The 16,760-nt window shown below is 74.5% G+C and carries 11 protein-coding genes; 4 read left to right on the top strand and 7 right to left on the bottom strand.

All coding sequences use genetic code 11. The features are described 5' to 3' along the window. Positions 1–5 precede the first annotated feature (5 nt). From OG332_RS35155 to OG332_RS35135, 5 genes are read right to left on the bottom strand one after another with little or no spacing between them, the layout of a single operon-like run. Entirely contained in the window at positions 6–1,064 is a 1,059-nt protein-coding gene (locus tag OG332_RS35155) for a 3-oxoacyl-ACP synthase III family protein (protein WP_327417233.1), read from the bottom strand. Next, positions 1,061–4,024, bottom strand: coding sequence for a type I polyketide synthase (locus OG332_RS35150; RefSeq protein ID WP_327417232.1), 2,964 nt, complete (start codon positions 4,022–4,024; stop codon positions 1,061–1,063). Before OG332_RS35150 ends, OG332_RS35155 begins: the two co-directional genes overlap by 4 nt. Then, positions 4,024–4,326 carry an acyl carrier protein gene (locus tag OG332_RS35145; protein ID WP_327417231.1) on the bottom strand — a complete coding sequence of 101 codons (303 nt, stop codon included), beginning with the start codon at positions 4,324–4,326 and terminating at the stop codon, positions 4,024–4,026. Before OG332_RS35145 ends, OG332_RS35150 begins: the two co-directional genes overlap by 1 nt. 52 nt (positions 4,327–4,378) lie before the next feature. After that, complete coding sequence (locus OG332_RS35140; protein WP_327417230.1) at positions 4,379–6,136, bottom strand: acyl-CoA dehydrogenase; 1,758 nt, start codon at positions 6,134–6,136, stop codon at positions 4,379–4,381. Beyond that, positions 6,130–7,941, bottom strand: a complete 1,812-nt coding sequence (locus tag OG332_RS35135) for a fatty acyl-AMP ligase (protein ID WP_327417229.1) — start codon at positions 7,939–7,941, stop codon at positions 6,130–6,132. The genes OG332_RS35140 and OG332_RS35135 overlap by 7 nt, the downstream gene beginning before the upstream one ends. A gap of 270 nt (positions 7,942–8,211) precedes the next feature. On the opposite strand from OG332_RS35135, the gene OG332_RS35130 reads away from it, so the two are divergent. The 4 genes from OG332_RS35130 (at position 8,212) to OG332_RS35115 (ending at position 11,988) form a co-directional block, all read left to right on the top strand. Then, positions 8,212–9,771, top strand: a complete 1,560-nt coding sequence (locus OG332_RS35130) for an acyl-CoA carboxylase subunit beta (protein WP_327417228.1) — start codon at positions 8,212–8,214, stop codon at positions 9,769–9,771. 73 nt (positions 9,772–9,844) lie between these two features. After that, positions 9,845–10,084: an acyl-CoA carboxylase epsilon subunit gene (locus tag OG332_RS35125; RefSeq protein ID WP_327417227.1), complete on the top strand. Its 240-nt coding sequence runs from the start codon at positions 9,845–9,847 to the stop codon at positions 10,082–10,084. Continuing rightward, positions 10,081–10,866 carry a thioesterase II family protein gene (locus tag OG332_RS35120; RefSeq protein ID WP_327417226.1) on the top strand — a complete coding sequence of 262 codons (786 nt, stop codon included), beginning with the start codon at positions 10,081–10,083 and terminating at the stop codon, positions 10,864–10,866. Before OG332_RS35125 ends, OG332_RS35120 begins: the two co-directional genes overlap by 4 nt. Positions 10,867–11,088: 222 nt before the next feature. Beyond that, entirely contained in the window at positions 11,089–11,988 is a 900-nt protein-coding gene (locus tag OG332_RS35115) for an ion transporter (RefSeq protein WP_327417225.1), read from the top strand. A 9-nt stretch (positions 11,989–11,997) separates the two neighbouring features. On the opposite strand, the gene OG332_RS35110 is transcribed toward OG332_RS35115, so the two are convergent. Next, the gene (locus tag OG332_RS35110; RefSeq protein WP_327417224.1) at positions 11,998–15,663 is read right to left on the bottom strand and encodes a pentapeptide repeat-containing protein; all 3,666 of its coding nucleotides are present in this window, start codon (positions 15,661–15,663) and stop codon (positions 11,998–12,000) included. Beyond that, positions 15,660–16,754, bottom strand: coding sequence for an AAA family ATPase (locus tag OG332_RS35105; protein WP_327417223.1), 1,095 nt, complete (start codon positions 16,752–16,754; stop codon positions 15,660–15,662). Before OG332_RS35105 ends, OG332_RS35110 begins: the two co-directional genes overlap by 4 nt. Positions 16,755–16,760 lie beyond the last annotated feature (6 nt).

Genomic DNA, 16,760 nt, shown 5'->3' with positions numbered 1-16,760 from the left:
ACGCCTCACACCTTCTCCAGGGCGAAACCGGCCCTGATCCACCTGCTGGACTCCACGCACAGGGCCAGCGCCCGGTCCCCGACGGCGAACTGCGGGAGCAGCCGCTCGAGTTGCAGGAAGGGCAGGGCATTGCCCGTGTTGCCGGTCTCGGACACGCAGGAGACCTCCTGCGCGGGGCCGGCCGGCAGCCGCTCGACGATGCGCGCGGTCATCCGCTCGGACAGCTGGGGCGGCAGCAGGAAGCCGACGTCGTCGAGGCCCCACCCGAGCCCCCCGAGCAGCTCCCAGAGGATCTCCACGGAGATCTTCGGCACGTGCTCCTCGATCGCCTTGTAGTCCTCGGCCAGCATCCGCCGCTCCGAGTCGCGGTCGGTGGTTCCGTACCAGTCCAGGAGCTGGCCGGGCGGACGGCCCCGCCCGGTCCAGGAGTTCAGCACCGCCCGTACGGCGACCCGCTCGCCCTCGGGCTCGTCCGTGAGGACCGCGGCGCCGGCCCCGTCCCCGAAGAGGACGTAGTTGACCAGTTCCTCGGTGGGCATCCGGGCGGCGTCCCGCCGCGGCGACAGGAACCGGTGCGTGACGTCCCCGCCCAGGACCAGACCGGCCCGGCGGCCGCCGAGGATCAGGGTGCGGCCCAGGTCGAGGGCCTGGACGGCGCCGGAGCAGCCCGCCTGGATCTGGTAGACCGGCAGGTGGTCGAGGCCCAGCCGGTCGGCGACCTCGCCGGCGGTGGTCGGCAGGAGCAGGTCCGGGGTCGCGGTCGCGAGCACCACGAACTCGATGTCGGCGGGGCCGAGTCCCGCGGCGCTCACGGCCTGGGCGCCGGCCTCGGCGCACAGGTCGGCGAGCGAGCCGCGGACCTCTCCGGTGACCGGGTCCCAGCCGAAGTGCCGGGTCCTGGTGCCGACGAAGATGTCGATCCACTCCTCGCTCACGCCCAGCAGTGCGCCGAGCGCGGTGTTGTCCACCGGGGCGCCGGGCAGCGCCGTACCGGTCCCCGCGAGGTAGACCGTGGCGCGGTCCGCCGGATCCGTCGCGTCCGTCCTGGCCGTCGCCCGCGTCATGCCGACCTCGCCAGGAGCATGTCGTCGAGGAAGGCGGCCAGCGAGCCGACCGAGCGCAGGGCGGGCAGCATCTCCTGCACGGAGACCTCGCCGACCCGTGGCAGCCTGGCCTCCACCTGGTTCTTGAGCTGCATGATCATCACCGAGTCGAAGCCGAGGTCCTCGTAGAGGCGGGCCTCGCGCACGACGCGTTCCGGGGGGTAGCCGCCGACCTCGGTGACGGCCTGGACGACCGCGAGCAGCACGGGATCGTCGGCGTGGGCCCCGGCACGGGCCCCGGGCTCGGCGCCGGCCTCGAAAGGCGCGGCGACCGGCGCGACGGGCCGGGCGGGGTCGGGCCGGGCCGTGGGGGGCTGGGCGGTGTGCACGAACGCCTGCCGGTCCCAGTGGCGCTGCGCCGACGAGAAGACGTACGGGCCCAGCGCTTCGACGACCCGGTGCCCCGGTTCGTACAGCTCCTCCCAGAGCGGGTCCAGCCCGCCGCGGTACAGGGCGGCGACGGTCGCCGCGAGCTCCCTCCCCGTGGCCTCGGCGCCCGGGGCGGGATGCAGGAACTCCGCGGCCGCCGCGCGCCCGCCCCTGGCGGCGATCTGCAGGAGGGTGCCGCGCGGGCCGATCTCGATCAGGTGGGTGGGGGCGACGTCGGCGGCGAGCGCGCCGAGCGCGGTGTCCATGAGCACGGGCTCCTCGATCTGGCCGGCCCAGTAGCCGGCGTCCATGAGGTCGTGGCGCAGCATCCGGCCGTGCCGGGTCGAGGCCACCGGTACCGCGGGCGGCTCGCAGCGCACGGACTCGGTGCGCAGGCCCGCGGCGGCCGGGGCCATCAGGGGCGAGTGGAAGGCGTGGGAGACGGGCAGCTGCCTGACCCGCACGCCGCGGCCCGCGAGCTCCCGCCCGATCCGTTCCAGCGCCTGCAGCGGTCCGGACACCACCGTGTCCGCGGGGCCGTTGAGCGCCGCCACGACCGTGCCCGGCTCCCCCGCCAGGAGCTCGGCGAGCTCCTCGGGGGCGGCGGCCGCGGCGATCATGCCGCCGCCGGCGGGCAGTTCGCCCATCAGCGCGCCGCGCCGGACCACCAGGCGGGCGGCTTCGCCGAGGGACAGGGCCCCGGCGGTCACGGCGGCGGCGTACTCGCCCAGGCTGTGGCCGAGGACGGCCGCCGGGGTGATCCCGAGCGAGGTGAGCGTGCGGGCCAGTGCGTAGCCGACGGCGAACAGCGCCGGCTGGGCGAACTCGGGCCGGTGGACCCGTTCGTCGCCGCTGAGGATCAGCTCGCGCACCGACGTGCCGAGGTGTGCGGCGAGTGCCCCGTCGGCCTCGGCGAGATGGCGCCGGTAGGCCGGGGAGTCGCGGTGGAGCCCGGCCGTCATGCCGGGGTACTCGCTGCCCTGGCCGGTGAAGAGGAAGGCCACGACCGGCCTGCCCCACGGACGCCCGCCGCTCCCGGCCGCGTCCTGGGGGGCCGCCGCGTGGCGCAGTTCGGCCACGAGCTCGTCGGTGTCGCGCACGGGAGCCGCGAACCGGTACGGCAGGCCCGTCTTGATCCGGTTGCTGCTCCAGCACAGGGCCGCCGCCCCGCCGCGCGGCCGCCCGGCCACCGCGTCGGCCTGGGCGGCGAGGTTGCGGCGCAGCGCCTCGGGGGTGTCGCCGCTGACGGTGAAGACGCCGACGGCGTCGCGGGCCGCACCCGTACGGGCTCCCGCGGCGACCGGGATCCGGGGCGCCGAGCCCAGGACGGCGTGGGCGTTGGTACCGCCCATGCCGAAGCTGCTGACCCCGGCGAGGCTCTCCCCGCGGGGCAGCCGCATCGGGGACTTCAGCAGCCGCATGCCGCGTTCGCCGAGCCGCAGCTGCGGGTTCTCGCGGTCGGCGAAGAGGCTGGCGGGGACGATCCGGTGGTGCAGGGCCAGGACGGTCTTGATGAGGCCGGCGATGCCCGCCGCGCCCTCGGTGTGGCCCAGGTTGCCCTTGACGGAGCCGATCGCGCAGGGGGTCTCGCGCGGGATCCCGTGCACCGCGCCGAGCGCCGCGCACTCGATGGCGTCGCCGAGTACGGTCCCGGTGCCGTGCGCCTCCACGAAGGCGACCCGGTCGGGGGTGACCCCGGCGCGCCGGTACGCGGAGTTCAGCACCCGCTGCTGGGACCAGCGGTTGGGGGCGATCACCCCGTTGCTGCGGCCGTCCTGGTTGACGGCGCTGCCGCGCAGGACGGCGTAGATCCGCTGCCCGTCGGCGAGCGCGTCGTCGAGCCGGCGCAGCACCACGAGGCCCACGCCGTCGCTGCGCCCGATCCCGTCGGCGTCGGCGCTGAAGGGCTTGCAGCGTCCGTCGGAGGCGGCCAGGCCGAGCTGGCCGTAGACCATGCCCAGGGAGGGCGAGAGCACGATGTTGACCCCGCCGGCCAGGGCGGTGTCGCACTCCCCGGACAGCAGGGAGCCCGCGGCGAGGTGGACGGCGACGAGCGAGGACGAGCAGGCCGTGTCGACGGCCAGGCTCGGTCCGGTGAGGTTGAAGTGGTAGGAGATCCGGTTGGCCGCCATGCCGGCGCTGCTGCCGGCGCCGAGCAGCGGGGTGACGCGGGCGAGGTCGCTCATGGTGAGGCGGCCCCATTCGCCGCCCATCACGCCGATGAACACCCCGGTCTCGGTGCCCGCGAGATCGCCGGGGGCCCGGCCCGAGTCCTCCAGGGCCCGCCAGGCGCAGGGCAGCAGCAGCCGGTGGTGCGGGTCCATGGCGGCGGCCTCGCGCGGGGTGACGGAGAAGAAGTCGCCGTCGAAGACATCGGCGTCGTCGATGAAACCGCCGCGGCCGCTGACGGCGGGGAAGTCCTGGGCTTCCCAGCGCTGCGCGGGGACGGGGCCGATCCCGTCCCCGCCGCGCATCAGCAGGTCCCAGTACGCCTGCACGCCCGCCGCCCCGGGGAACGCGCAGTCGATCCCGACGACGGCGATGTCCCCCATCAGTGCCGGCCCTGCGCGTCCGGCGAGGCGGCCGGGAGCACCGTCGACAGGTAGCCGACCAGGCTGGTCACGGTCGGGTGGTCCCAGAGCAGGGTGGGCTCCACCTCCAGGCCGAACTCGTCCTCCAGGTCGCCGCACAGGCTCAGGGCCGCCACCGAGTCCATGCCGTACTCGGCGAGCGGCACGCTCGGGTCGATGGTCTCGGGTGCGCGCCGCAGGTAGAGCGAGAGCCGGGCGTACAGCCACTCGTGCGGCAGGACGCCGTCGATGGCCGCGGCGGGCCGAGCGGTGGGAACGGTCATCGTGGGACTCCTTCAGTGCGTACGGCGCATCCGCCGGCGGCCGGGGAACCGGTCAGCCCGGGATGGGCGTGGAGTAGAGGTCGTAGCTGATCTGGGTGCTGAAGCGGAGCTGGACCTCGTGCCGGATCCGGGTCTCGCACTCCGGCGGCAGGTCGGCGACGCGCGCGCCCAGCCGCCGGGCGATGCGGTGCAGTGCGGCGGCGGCCCAGGACGGGTCGGCGAGGAAGGGGTCGGGGCCGTAGCGGCCCTGGTCCCACAGGCCCAGTACGGCGGCCGCGGCCAGCAGCAGCGCGTACCGGTCCATGAGGGCGAACTTCGCGGGCTGAGCGGTGGCCGCCGCACCGGCCGCCTCCAGCCGGAGCACCCGGGCCCGTACGTCGCGGAACTCCTCGACGAGCTGCCCGGCGAGCGTGCGCAGGGCGCTCTCGACGGGGCCGGTGCCGTCGATGCCCGCGCTGACGGCGAGCATGGTCGCGCTGAGCGAGTCCCGGCCGCACGCGAGGCTGAGCCGGTCGGTCCGCAGCGGCGGCAGGTCGCCCTGCAGCCGGAACAGCCCGGCGGGCGCCTCGTCCTCGACGAACCAGGAGGCCCGCGCCAGCCGCGGCATCTGCGGGATGACGGTGGCCTGGCAGGCGACGGTCCCGGCGTGGCCGAGGCTGAGCACCGGTACGTCCCTGACGTGCTTCTGGAAGATGCCGAGCGTGCCCTCGCGGGTGTAGAAGCCGGAGCCCAGCACGATGGACAGGTCGTACATGGTCTCGGTGAGGACGCGGGGCAGCAGGTACTTGAGGGCCGCCGAGTAGACGCTCGTCTCGGCGGGCAGCAGGTGCAGGGCCCGGGTGGCGACGACGGCGAGGGCGTCGTACAGCAGCAGGTTGACGAAGGCGTTGGTGAGCGCCGCGCCCGTGCGGCCGCCGTCGCCGCGGCCGCCGGCCTGCCAGCCGCCGGAGCGCTCCCGGTCGAAGCGGACAGCGGTGCGCAGGCTGGTGTCGAGGGCCGCGACGGCCGTCGCGGCGATCACGGTCCGGCTGATCTGGAACGAGCGCAGGGCGGTCGTGATCCCGCTGCCCTCCGGGCCCAGCAGGGCGGACCGGGGCACGGGACAGTCGTCGAACTCGACCCCGGCGAACCGGCAGCCGCGCAGCCCGACCGGGGTCCGGCGGGCCGTCACGGCCGCCCGTGCGTCCGTCAGCTGCCCGGGTTCCAGCAGGAGCACCGAGTGGCTGCGGCTGCCGGGGGCGGGGTCGGTACGGCAGAACAGCACCAGCGCCCCGGCCCGTTCCAGGTCGTTGACCATCGGCTTTCCGCCGCTGATCAGGTAGCCGTCGCCGCTGCGGCGGGCGGTGACCTGACTGCGTACGTAGTCGTTGCTGTGGGCGGTCTCGTGCTGTGCGATGGCCGCCTTGCCGCCGTCGCGCAGCAGTCCGGCGAGCCAGTGCCGCTGCCGGGAGCTCCCGGCGGTCCATACGTCGGAGGCCGCCATGAAGGTGGTCATGCCGTGGCCCATGGCCAGGCCCACGTCCCGGCGGAAGACCGGGCGCATGATCCTGACCAGGGTGTCCATCCCGTCGAGCCGCCCGCCCAGGGCGCGCGGTATGTACTCGTCGGTGATGCCGAAGCCGTCGAGCAGCGCCTCGCCCGCGGCGAAGGGCACCGCGGCCCGGTCGGCCTCCAGCAGCGCGGTGTAGCCGACCGGGTTGGCCGGATCCGAGGGGTCGCCGAACAGCGCCTCCAGCTCGGCGACCCGGGCCCGGACGGTCTTCTCGCGCTGCTGGGCCACCGCCTGGTCGCCGAGGAGCGACGTCACCACCGTCTTCCTCCGTCGGCTCCTTCCGGCCGCAGCAGGTCTTCCCCGAACAGCACGTCCTCGGCGCGGGCCAGCGCGAACACGTCCGGGGTCAGCACCTCGTACTCGCCGCGCATCACCCCGTCGAGGAAGAGCTTGCGCATCAGCGTGCGCTGGACCTTGCCGCTGCTGGTGCGGCGTACGGTGCCGGGGCGTACGAGCAGCACGTTGCCGGCCGGGATCTCGAACTCCTTGCCGATCAGGGCCTGAATCCGCTGCGCGACGGCACGCAGTTCGGCGCTGCCCGCCCCGCGCACCTCCTGGACGAGGACGAGCTGCTCGCCCCCGGCGTCGACGGAGAACGCGGCGCCGGCGCCGAAGGTCAGCGCGGGGCTGACGGTCCGGGCGGCCCATTCGATGTCCTGCGGGTACACGTTGCGGCCGTTGATGATGACGACTTCCTTGAGCCGCCCGGTGACGAACAGTTCGCCCTCTTCGAGCATGCCCAGGTCGCCGGTGCGCAGGAAGTTGCTCTCCTCGCCGTTGAGGCTGGCGAGGAAGGTGTGCGCGGTCTCGGTGGGCCGCCGCCAGTAGCCGCGGGCCACGCCGTAGCCGCGCAGCCAGATCTCGCCGACGGCGCCGGCCGGCAGTTCGCGGTGGGTCAGCGGATCGACGATGCGGACCTCCACGTCGACGGGGGTGCCGCAGCCGATCAGGGTCTTGACGTCCTGTCCGGACCCGGCGCGGAGCACCTGGTCGCGCTGCAGGGCGGTCTTGTCGAAGTCCCGGCGGACGTGCGGGGTGCCGGGGGCTCCGCCGGAGACGACCAGGGTCGCCTCGGCCAGTCCGTAGCAGGGGTAGAGGGCCTCGGGGCGGAATCCGGCCGGGGCGAACCGCTCGGCGAACTCGTCGAGGCTCTCGGGGCGTACGGGTTCGGCGCCGTTGAGGGCCAGGCGCCAGCGGGACAGGTCCAGCGCGGCGATCTGCTCGTCCTTCACGCGGCGTACGCACAGGTCGTAGGAGAAGTTGGGGCCGCCGCCGACGGTGACGCCGTACTCGTCGATGGCCTGGAGCCAGCGCAGCGGGCGCTTGACGAAGGACAGCGGGGTGACCTGGACGCTGTGGCTGCCGAGCCAGACCGGGTGCAGGAGGTGGGCGACCAGTCCCATGTCGTGGAAGTAGGGAAGCCAGCTTCCGAAGACGTCCTCGCGGGTGGTCCGCAGCACCTTCTGCAGGGCGGCCTGGTTGGCCAGGAGGTTGCGGTGCGAGACGGTCACGCCGCGCGGTTCGGAGACGGAGCCCGAGGTGTACTGGAGGAACACCAGGTCGTCCGGGCGGGCGCTGACGGGCTGGAAGGCGTCGGCGTCGCCGATGCCGGGCACGTCGCTGACCACGCAGACCGCGTCGGGGCCGGCGTTGCGGGCGAGCCAGAGGGCGACCTCGGGGGCGGCGTCCGTCTCGGTGAGGACCACCTTCGCGGCGGTGTCCTTGAGCACGGCGGTGGTGCGGTTGAGCCGCTTGTCACGGCCGGCCTCGCCCGGCATGGGCACGGGGACCGCGATGGCGCCGGCGTAGAGGCAGCCGGCGAACGCCTTGAGGAACTCGACGGTGGAGGAGTAGACCAGCAGCACCGGCTGCCCGGTCGCCCCGTGTTCCCGCAGGCAGGCCGCGATGCGTCTCCCCTCGCGGTCCAGTTCGCCGTAGGTGAGGTGGTCGGCTTCCACTCCTCCGGCCGTGTCGCGCAGGAAGACGTGCACGTCCTCGTCGGCGAGTTCAGCCGCCCGAACCCGGAGGAGTTCGGTGAAGGTGGCGAAGCGTGACGGTGACATCCGCGGCATCCCCTCGGGTCAGCGGGCCCGTGGAATGGCGGACCTCGATTCCCCCGGATCCTGCGCGTACCTCCTTAAGGGGCGCTTGCGCCCGCCGGCTCCGGGGGCTCCGGCGCGTGCGTCCGCCGGCTGCGGGGGCCCGCGGAGGCACCCCTATCCCGGTCAGGGGGGTGGTCGGTGTTCTCCGCGCGCGCCCCGGCCGCCTTCAATGGCGGGCACTGCCCAGGGCCGCCATCGGCGCGCCCCGACGGCCGAGGAAACGGGTGGAGCATGACAGTTGCCGATGTCGGTGTCCGAGTGGCCGAACTAGGAGCGATCAAGGAGTCCGCCGAGCTGGGCCCGTCCCCGAGCGCCTCCGAGGCGCAGCACGCCCGCGGCAAGCTGACCGTGCGCGAGCGGCTGGACCTCCTCTTCGATCCGGGCACCTTCCGTGAGATCGAGCAGTTGCGCCGGCACCGGGCCACGGGTTTCGGCCTGGAGGACCGCAGGCCGCACACCGACGGTGTGGTGACCGGCTGGGGCAAGGTCGGGGGCCGCCGGGTGTTCGTGTACGCGCACGACTTCCGGATCTTCGGCGGCTCGCTCGGCGAGGCCCACGCGCAGAAGATCCACAAGGTGATGGACCTCGCGCTGGCCGCGGGCGCCCCGCTGGTGTCGCTCAGCGACGGCGCGGGGGCCCGGATCCAGGAGGGGGTCACCGCGCTCGCCGGGTACGGCGGCATCTTCCGCCGCAACGTGGCGGCGTCCGGGGTGATTCCGCAGATCAGCGTGATGCTCGGGCCGTGCGCCGGCGGGGCCGCGTACTCCCCCGCACTGACGGACTACGTGTTCATGGTGCGCGACATCGCGCAGATGTACATCACCGGCCCCGACGTGGTGCAGGCGGTGACCGGCGAGCGGATCAGCCACAACGATCTCGGCGGCGCGCAGGTCCACTCCTCGGTCTCGGGCGCGAGCGCCTTCCTCTACGACACCGAGGAGGAGTGCCTGGAGGAGGTACGGCACCTGCTGTCGCTGCTGCCCTCCAACAACCGTGAGATGCCGCCCGCCGTGCCCGCCGGGGACCCGGCCGACCGCCGGACCGAGGCGCTGTCCGAGCTGGTCCCGGCCGACCCGGCGCGCGCGTACGACGTGCGCGCGGTGATCGAGGAGATCATCGACGACGGCGATCTCTTCGAGGTGCACGCCCACTGGGCGACCAACATCATCTGCGGTCTGGCCCGGCTGGACGGGCACGTGGTGGGCGTCGTCGCCAACCAGCCCGCCTCGCTCGCCGGCGTGCTGGACATCCACGCCTCGGAGAAGGCGGCCCGCTTCGTGCAGACCTGCGACGCCTTCAGCATCCCGTTGGTGACGCTGGTGGACGTGCCGGGCTTCCTGCCGGGCAGCGACCAGGAGCACGGCGGTGTCATCCGGCACGGCGCGAAACTGCTGTACGCGTACTGCGCGGCCACGGTGCCCCGGGTGCAGGTGATCCTGCGCAAGGCGTACGGCGGTGCCTACATCGTCATGGACTCCCGCTCGATCGGCGCGGACCTGTCGTTCGCGTGGCCCACCAACGAGATCGCCGTCATGGGCGCCGAGGGCGCGGCCAACGTCGTCTTCCGCCGGGAGATCGCCGCCTCGGACGACCCGGAGGCGGCGCGCGCACAGCGCGTCAAGCAGTACCGGCAGGAACTCATGCATCCCTACTACGCCGCCGAGCGCGGCCTCGTCGACGATGTCATCGACCCGGCCGTCACCCGGCAGGTGCTGGCGGAGGCGCTCGAAGTGCTGCGGGCCAAGCACGTGCCGCTGCCCGAACGCAAGCACGGCAACCCGCCGTTCTGACCGGCGCCGCCCCCGACCCCGATCCCCGCGCCACTCCGACCCGACCCGACCCGACGACCGAGGAAGCCGCCCGATGAGCGAGCGGGCCGAACCAGACGTGAAGATCGTGCGCGGCGCACCCGACGGCACCGAACTGGCCGCCGTCCTCCTCGCGCTGCTCTCCGCCGCCCGGCAGCCGGGCGGCGGCGGCGCGGAGGCCGCTCCCCCGGCCCGGGCCGACTGGGGTCCCGCGCGCGGCTGGCGTCCGCCGGGCGCCTGGACCGCCCCCGTGATCCGCGCCGGCCCCCACCGAAAGGACACCGACCGACGATGACCCGTACGACCCTGACCCCTTCGACCCCGACCCCCTCGACCCTGACGGCGACCAGCGTCTGGCTGCGCCGGTTCCACCCCGCCGAGGACGCCCCGGTACGGCTGTTCTGCTTCCCGCACGCGGGCGGCTCGGCCAGTTACTACTTCCCGGTGTCGCGGGCCCTGTCCCCGGACGCCGACGTGCTCGCCGTGCAGTATCCGGGCCGCCAGGACCGCCGTCACGAGCGGTGCGTCGACGATCTGCACGAGCTCGCGGACCGGGTCGTCGCGGAACTGCGGCCGTGGTGCGACCGGCCGGTGGCGCTGTTCGGGCACAGCCTGGGCGCGTCCCTGGCCTTCGAGGTGGCGCGGCGGATGGAGGCGGCCGGTGATCCCGCGCCGGTGGCGCTGTTCGCCTCGGGGCGCCGGGCGCCCTCGCGCCCGCGCGAGAACCAGCTGGTCCACCTCGCCCCGGACGAGCAACTGCTGGCCAGGATCAAGGGGATGAACGGCACGGATCCGGCGGTCCTGGCCGATGATGAGCTGCTGCGGTCGGTGCTCCCGGCGATCCGCGGCGACTACAAGGCCGCCGAGACCTACCGCTACCGCCCGGGCTCCGCCCTGACCTCCCCGATCACGGTGCTCACCGGGGACAGCGACCCCGAGGTCACCGCCGAGGAGGCCGCGGCCTGGGCCGACCACACCGTGGGCCCCTTCGCCCTCCGCCGCTTCCCCGGCGGCCACTTCTACCTCAACGAGCACGTCGCCGAGGTGATCGCCCTCATCCGCGGCGAGCTCACGTAGCCCGTACTCGGCAGTCCGCTCGCAGCACGCACACCGCCATCGGCTCCGGGCGCCCCACGCGCCTTCCACGCCCGGTTCGGCGTCTCCCGGACCGGATCGGCGGGCAACCCGCACGAGTCGGCGCGTTGGCGTGCGGAAAGTGATGAAACCCGATCGGCTGTGGCGCGTTAGAGAGGCGGGCCGCCGTTCGCCCGCGGCGCAGACGAGAGTATGAGGAGCACGATGACTGACCCGAAGCCGGCCGGACGTGGTCGGATGAAACTGGCGGCCCGGTGCCGGGTGGCCACGGAGGCCCCCGCCTTCGGGATGGTCGTCTTCTGCGCGATCCTCTTCAACGCCGCGCTGATGGGGGTGGAGACGTACAGCGGGCTCGCCGCGGAGCACCGGCTCGTACTGCAGGGCGCGGAGAACTGCTGCCTGGCCCTGTTCAGCGTGGAGATGCTGCTGCGCATGGGCGCGTTCGCCGACCGGCCGAAAGCATTCTTCCGCGACCCGTGGAATCTCTTCGACCTCGCGGTCGTGGCCTCCGCCTTCGTCCCGCTCGTCCGCGAGAACACCACCCTGCTGCGGCTGCTGCGGCTGGCCCGCGTGCTGCGCACCGCGCGCTTCCTGCCGCACCTGCGCATCCTGCTGATCGCGGTCGGCCGCAGCCTGCCGGGCACCGCCAGCTTCCTGTTCGTCGGCGCGCTGGTGCTGTACGTGTACGCCATGGTCGGCTGGGTCTGCTTCGCCGAGTCCGACCCCGGACACTACGGCTCGGTGGGCCGCGCGATGCTCACGCTGTTCCTGCTCACCACCCTCGACGGCCTGACCGACGCCGTCCGGGCCGGGCTGCAGATCTCCCGGCTCAGCATCATCTACTACGCCTCCTACGCGCTGCTCGCCTCCTTCGTGCTGGTGAACGTCCTCATCGGGGTCGTCCTCAACTCCCTCGACGAGGCACGCGAGATCGAGGACGCGGCCAACCGCGACCTGAAGCAGCCGGGGCCGCCGCCGGCCGACGCGGACGTACGGGACCGCATCGCGACGGCCCGGCGCGCCCTGGACGAGATCGAGGCGACCCTTACCACGGCGGACGTCCGCCCGCCGCGCCGACTGGAGGCCTCGCACAGCGGGCCCTGAGGAGCCGGGTCACCCGTCGCCGGGGTCGCCCCCGGGGTCGAGCAGGCGGATGTCCCACGTGCCGTCCCCGCGCCGGTGGACGGCCCAGCGCTCCGGTTGGTCGCCCAAGGGGGGCGCGGCGTCCGCGTCCGCTTCGAAGCGGACCCCTTCGAAGCGGGCCTGGCCCGGGAAGACGGCGTGTCCGAAGTCGACCGGTCCGTGGAACGCGGCGCCGCTGGAGACCAGTCCGCGTTCCCACGTCGCGGACGAGAAGGAGACGGGGCCGACGAAGTCGGCCCCGCTCAGCCCGGCCGGACCGCTGAAGACGGCGCGCGAGAAGTCCGCCGTCCCGGTCACCCGTATCCCGTTCAGGTCGGCCGCGGCCTCCAGCACGGCCTGCCCGAAGGAGACCCCGTGGAGGAACTCGGTGTCCGTGAACTCCGCCGAGCTGCCGAAGACCGCACGGCGGAACGTGGCCGCGCGCTCGAAGCGGCTCCGGTCGAACACGGCGACGCCGTCGAACATCGCGCCGGCGAAGGAGGCCCGCCCTCCGACTCTGGTTCGTACGAACGTGGCCCGTCCCTCGAACACGGCCCGGGAGAAGGAGGCACGGGCCGAGAACTCGGCGTCCACCGTGTTCCAGTCGTCCACGAAGCGTGCGTGGTCGAAGTCGGCCGGGCCCAGCCTCACGCGCCGCGAGCCCGGATCGCGCACCGCCTCCAGGACCTCCTGCAGCAGTCCGCGCTCGAAGGTGGTGCCCCGCAGGTCGAGGGGTGCCCCAGGACCGAGCGTTTCGAGGTGGGCCCGCTGCTGCGCGCTCTCCAGATGGGCCAGGCACCGGTCGTGTCCGGGAAGCCGGATCCCGAGGCACCCCGCCGGGTCGGACTCCACGGCGCCGATACCGCAGGTCGGCCATCCGATGCCCTCGCTCCTCAGCTCACCGGCCTCGGCGAGGGCCGGCCCGAGCTCGGCGGGGTCCCCGGTCCACATCCAGCCCGGGGGTCCGCCCTCCGACCGGTCGAGTGACCGCAGCGCATCGGGCGGCGTCAGCCCGCGCAGTTCCCCGTACAAGGGGTGGGACAGGGCCAGGACCAGGGACCCGAACGCCGGCTGCCGCGGGGCCCGGTCCGCGATCGCGGGGTGCCGGAGGAGGCGGACGGCATCGGCCATCGCCCCTCCCGCCGCGGTGCTCCCCTCGGCGACGATCTCTCCGGCCGCCACGGAGACGGTCACAGAGGGGTGCGTGCCGTCCGTCCGCCGGTCACCGAACCCGGCCACGGCCGCATGAAGTTCCGACAGCAGCCGGCCGGCCTTGCCCAGGGCGCCCGGCGTCTCCAGTACGACCAGCACCGGCTCGCCCTCCTCGCCGCCGGTCACCCGCCCTGTGACGCGGGTGTCGCCCATGAGACGCGTCAGGAGGTCCGACACCTCCGCGTTCGGCGAGCTCCCGCGCAGGTACACGCCGTCGTCACCAGGCTGGACGGCGAGGCACACCGGAAGGGCGGCCGCGAGCCGGAGCAACGCCTCGTGCCAGGAACACACGGCCCCCTCCACGGCCTCGCGGAAGCCCGGCTGTTCGCGCAGGGCCCGGCCCGACAGGAACACCATGCGGTCCGGCCAGACTCCGTGGACGATGCCGATCAGCTCTCCGGCGTGGGAGACCGGGCCGCCACGGTAGTGCGTCCAGCTCTCGGGCTCGGCCGAGAGCCGGACCAGCTCGCCGTTGCGGGCGCCCTCGTACGGGACCACCTCGGCCGTCAGCGCGACGGGGTCCCCCTGATCGGTGATGCCGTCGGCACGGACCCGGTCGGCGGCCGGGTCCTCCGTCCAGGCGGGGGGCATCAGCTCCGGCCACGCGCCCGGAGCCACCAGGTCCTCGTCGGCCTCCAGGAGGAAGACCCGGGGCAGCGCGTCGTCCCACCACACCGGGCGGCAGGGGACCTCCCGGGCGCCGGCCCGCACCCAGGCGACCGCGCCCCGGGAGAGCGGGGCGTCGCCGACCGTGAGCACCAGTCGGGGCGTCAGGAGGGTGCCGACCTCCTGCGGCTCCGGCAGGGCGTCGTAGCGGACGCGTACGACCCGGTCCCGCAGGCCCTGGTCCTGCGGCGGCCCGGCCGCGAAGGGCAGGGCCCCGTCGGCCACCCGGCGGCGGCCGGCCCGCCCCGCGGCGACCCGGACCGCGGAGAAGTCCGGTCCGGTGCCCCGGTTGCGGGACATGAACTCCCAGACGCGGCGGCGCACCAGTTCCCGTACGGCCGCCACGTCCCCGCGCAGCTGCGAGCCGAGCAGGGCTTCCCGTACGCCGGGCAGGAACTCGAACTCCACCTCGTCGGAGGCCTGTTCGGCTCCCCATGGGGCGAAGAGCCCGCCGAGGGCGACCTCCGCCAGGTGGCCGTGCTCCGAGTCGCGCAGCAGGGAGCGCCGCACGAGCGACATCACCGGCAGGGTCAGCGGTACGGCGGCCAGGTGGGCGGCGAGCTGCTGCGCGGTCGGGGAGGCGCTCGCCCGGAAGCGTTCCACCACCTCCAGCGCGCTGCGGCCGCCGGCGGGGGCGGGATCCTCCGGGGCGCTCGTGGTCCCCGGCTCCGCGTCCAGGCGCAGGCAGGCCAGCCGCCGCCACCGGCCGTCCCCGGAGACCACGCGCACCAGCCGGGCCAGGCTCCCCGAAGCGACGCCGACCACCGGCACGACGGCCGCGGCGGCGGCAGCGGCGGCCCGCCGGGCGGCCGGTACCTGCTGCCAGGAGCGGGTGGCGGCCGCCGGCCGGTCCGCGCGGACGGCGAAGGGGACGGGCCGGACGGCGCCGCGCGTCCAGAGCCGTTCGGGCAGGACGTTCAGGACGGCCACGGCGTTGTGCGCGCACCAGTGCCGGAGCACGCCCTGGACGGGGGCCTCCCGCCAGCCGCCCGCCACGGTGTCGGAGAGTACGAGGATCAGCCGGCGGCCGGCGGGGTCGGCCAGTTCGAGCGGGTTGCGGGGCGGGCCGCCGCGGCCGCGCGTGAGCATCGGCGTGGCGCCGGATCCGGTACCGGTGAGCTGCCAGGTGCGCACGTCGCGGAAGACACCGCTGCGGGTCAGGACGCGGCGGAGCTCGTCCACGAGGTCCGACCACAGCAGCATCGAGTGGTGCGTGTCCACGACCAGCGCCAGGTCCAGCCAGCGGCTCTCGGCGGGCCGCAGGACCGGGGTCGGCACCATCCGCTCGATGCTGCGCTCGACGGTGAGCTGCTCGTCCAGTTCCTCCCCGGGGCCGCCGATGGAGCGCCGGCCGACCGGGCGCAGGGAGCGCATCAGGGCGAGCGGATCGTCGAGCGAGGCGGCACGCGGCAGCCGTACGGGCGAGCCCCGGCGGCTCGCGGCGGCATCGGCCGGCCTTCCGTGGACGTCGGGCGGCTTTCCGGCGGGCTCGCGCGGGGAGGCCGGGAAGAACTGGACGGCGGGCTCGCCCCCGCCAGGGCCGCCGGGCACGAGTGGGGGAGGGGCGGCCGGACCGGGCTCCGGCGCGGGGGGCTCGGGGACGGGCGGCTGCTCGCCCGCGGGGTCGGCGGCGGACGCACCGGGCGGACGGGCCCCGGCCGGGTCCACCCGGGCCGCCAGCCACAGGATGTCGGCAATCTCCTCCGCCCCCACGCCGGTGCGCGGTCCGCCGTCGTCGTCGGCGCCCTCGGCGAAGGCGGCGAGCAGCCTCTCGATCACGCCGTCGGCCCGGTCAGGTGCTGCATGACGGTGGCGAGGAAGCGGTCGCGGTCGCCGGGGGCGGACCAGGCGCCGGCGAGGCGCAGTTGGATGGCGTTGAGGAGCTGGTCGGTGGCCAGGTCCCCGTCCTCGCCGCGGTCGAGGAAGCTCTGGACGAGTTCCTGGTACTCCTCGCCGTCCTCGATGTCGACGCCCAGCCGGCGGCGCACGATGCGGGCGAGCTTCTCCGGTCCGGGCGGCTCCAGGTGGAGGCGGACGCAGCGCCGCAGGAAGGCGGGCGGGAAGTCGCGTTCGCCGTTGCTGGTGAGGACCACGACGGGGAAGTACCGGCACTGGACGAGGCCCTGGGTGATCCGCACGGCGGCGTCGGGGTCGTCGTCGGTGCCGATGGCGACGGCGGGGTCCTCCTGGGCGAGGCGGGCGAGTTCGGGGATGAGGAAGCCGCCGTCCTCGAAGACGGTGAGCAGGTCGCCGGGCAGGTCGATGTCGCTCTTGTCGATCTCGTCGACGAGCAGGACCCGCGGGCGGTCCTGCGGCAGCAGCGCGGTGCCGAGCGGTCCGAGGCGCAGGTAGCGGGAGATCGAAGGGGCGGCGGGGACGGCGGCCGGGTCCGGTGGGGGCGGTACGCCGGCGGCGGTCGCGGGCTGCGCGCCCGGCGTGCGCAGCTGCTCCAGGCCGGCCTCCTGGAGGCGCCCGATGGCGTCGTACAGGTACAGCCCGTCCCGCAGCACCGTCCGGCTGGTGATCGGCCAGTGCAGTACGGGCCCCAGGCCCAGGTCAGCGGCGATGCTGTAGGCGAGTGTGGACTTGCCGACGCCCGGCTTCCCGGTGATGAGCAGCGGCCGGCGCAGGTACAGGGCCGTGTTGACGACGTCCTTCTCCGGCTCGTCGGGTACGTAGCCCGCACCGCGCCGCCGGGTGCGCTCCCAGGCCGGCCCCTCGCACCCGGGGGGCAGGTACCCCGGGTCGGGGGTGCCGGTGAAGTCCCGCCAGGGCGGCGGGGATCCGGCCTCCAGGCGGGTGCGCCGGTCCCCGCCCGCGCCGCTCCCGTGGTACAGCCACCAGTCCTTCACCACTGCCTCTTCCTCCATCGTCGG

Origin of the sequence: Streptomyces sp. NBC_01233, assembly GCF_035989305.1 — a bacterium.
Classification (GTDB): Bacteria; Actinomycetota; Actinomycetes; order Streptomycetales; family Streptomycetaceae; genus Streptomyces.
This window is presented reverse-complemented; position numbering and strand designations above follow the sequence as displayed.

Coding starts and splice junctions, on each gene's coding strand:
- OG332_RS35125 (WP_327417227.1), top strand. CDS start 9,845: ATGAGCGAGCGGGCCGAACCAGACGTGAAGATCGTGCGCGGCGCACCC.
- OG332_RS35145 (WP_327417231.1), bottom strand. CDS start 4,326: ATGACCGTTCCCACCGCTCGGCCCGCCGCGGCCATCGACGGCGTCCTG.
- OG332_RS35105 (WP_327417223.1), bottom strand. CDS start 16,754: ATGGAGGAAGAGGCAGTGGTGAAGGACTGGTGGCTGTACCACGGGAGC.
- OG332_RS35150 (WP_327417232.1), bottom strand. CDS start 4,024: ATGGGGGACATCGCCGTCGTCGGGATCGACTGCGCGTTCCCCGGGGCG.
- OG332_RS35130 (WP_327417228.1), top strand. CDS start 8,212: ATGACAGTTGCCGATGTCGGTGTCCGAGTGGCCGAACTAGGAGCGATC.
- OG332_RS35135 (WP_327417229.1), bottom strand. CDS start 7,941: ATGTCACCGTCACGCTTCGCCACCTTCACCGAACTCCTCCGGGTTCGG.
- OG332_RS35155 (WP_327417233.1), bottom strand. CDS start 1,064: ATGACGCGGGCGACGGCCAGGACGGACGCGACGGATCCGGCGGACCGC.
- OG332_RS35115 (WP_327417225.1), top strand. CDS start 11,089: ATGACTGACCCGAAGCCGGCCGGACGTGGTCGGATGAAACTGGCGGCC.
- OG332_RS35120 (WP_327417226.1), top strand. CDS start 10,081: ATGACCCGTACGACCCTGACCCCTTCGACCCCGACCCCCTCGACCCTG.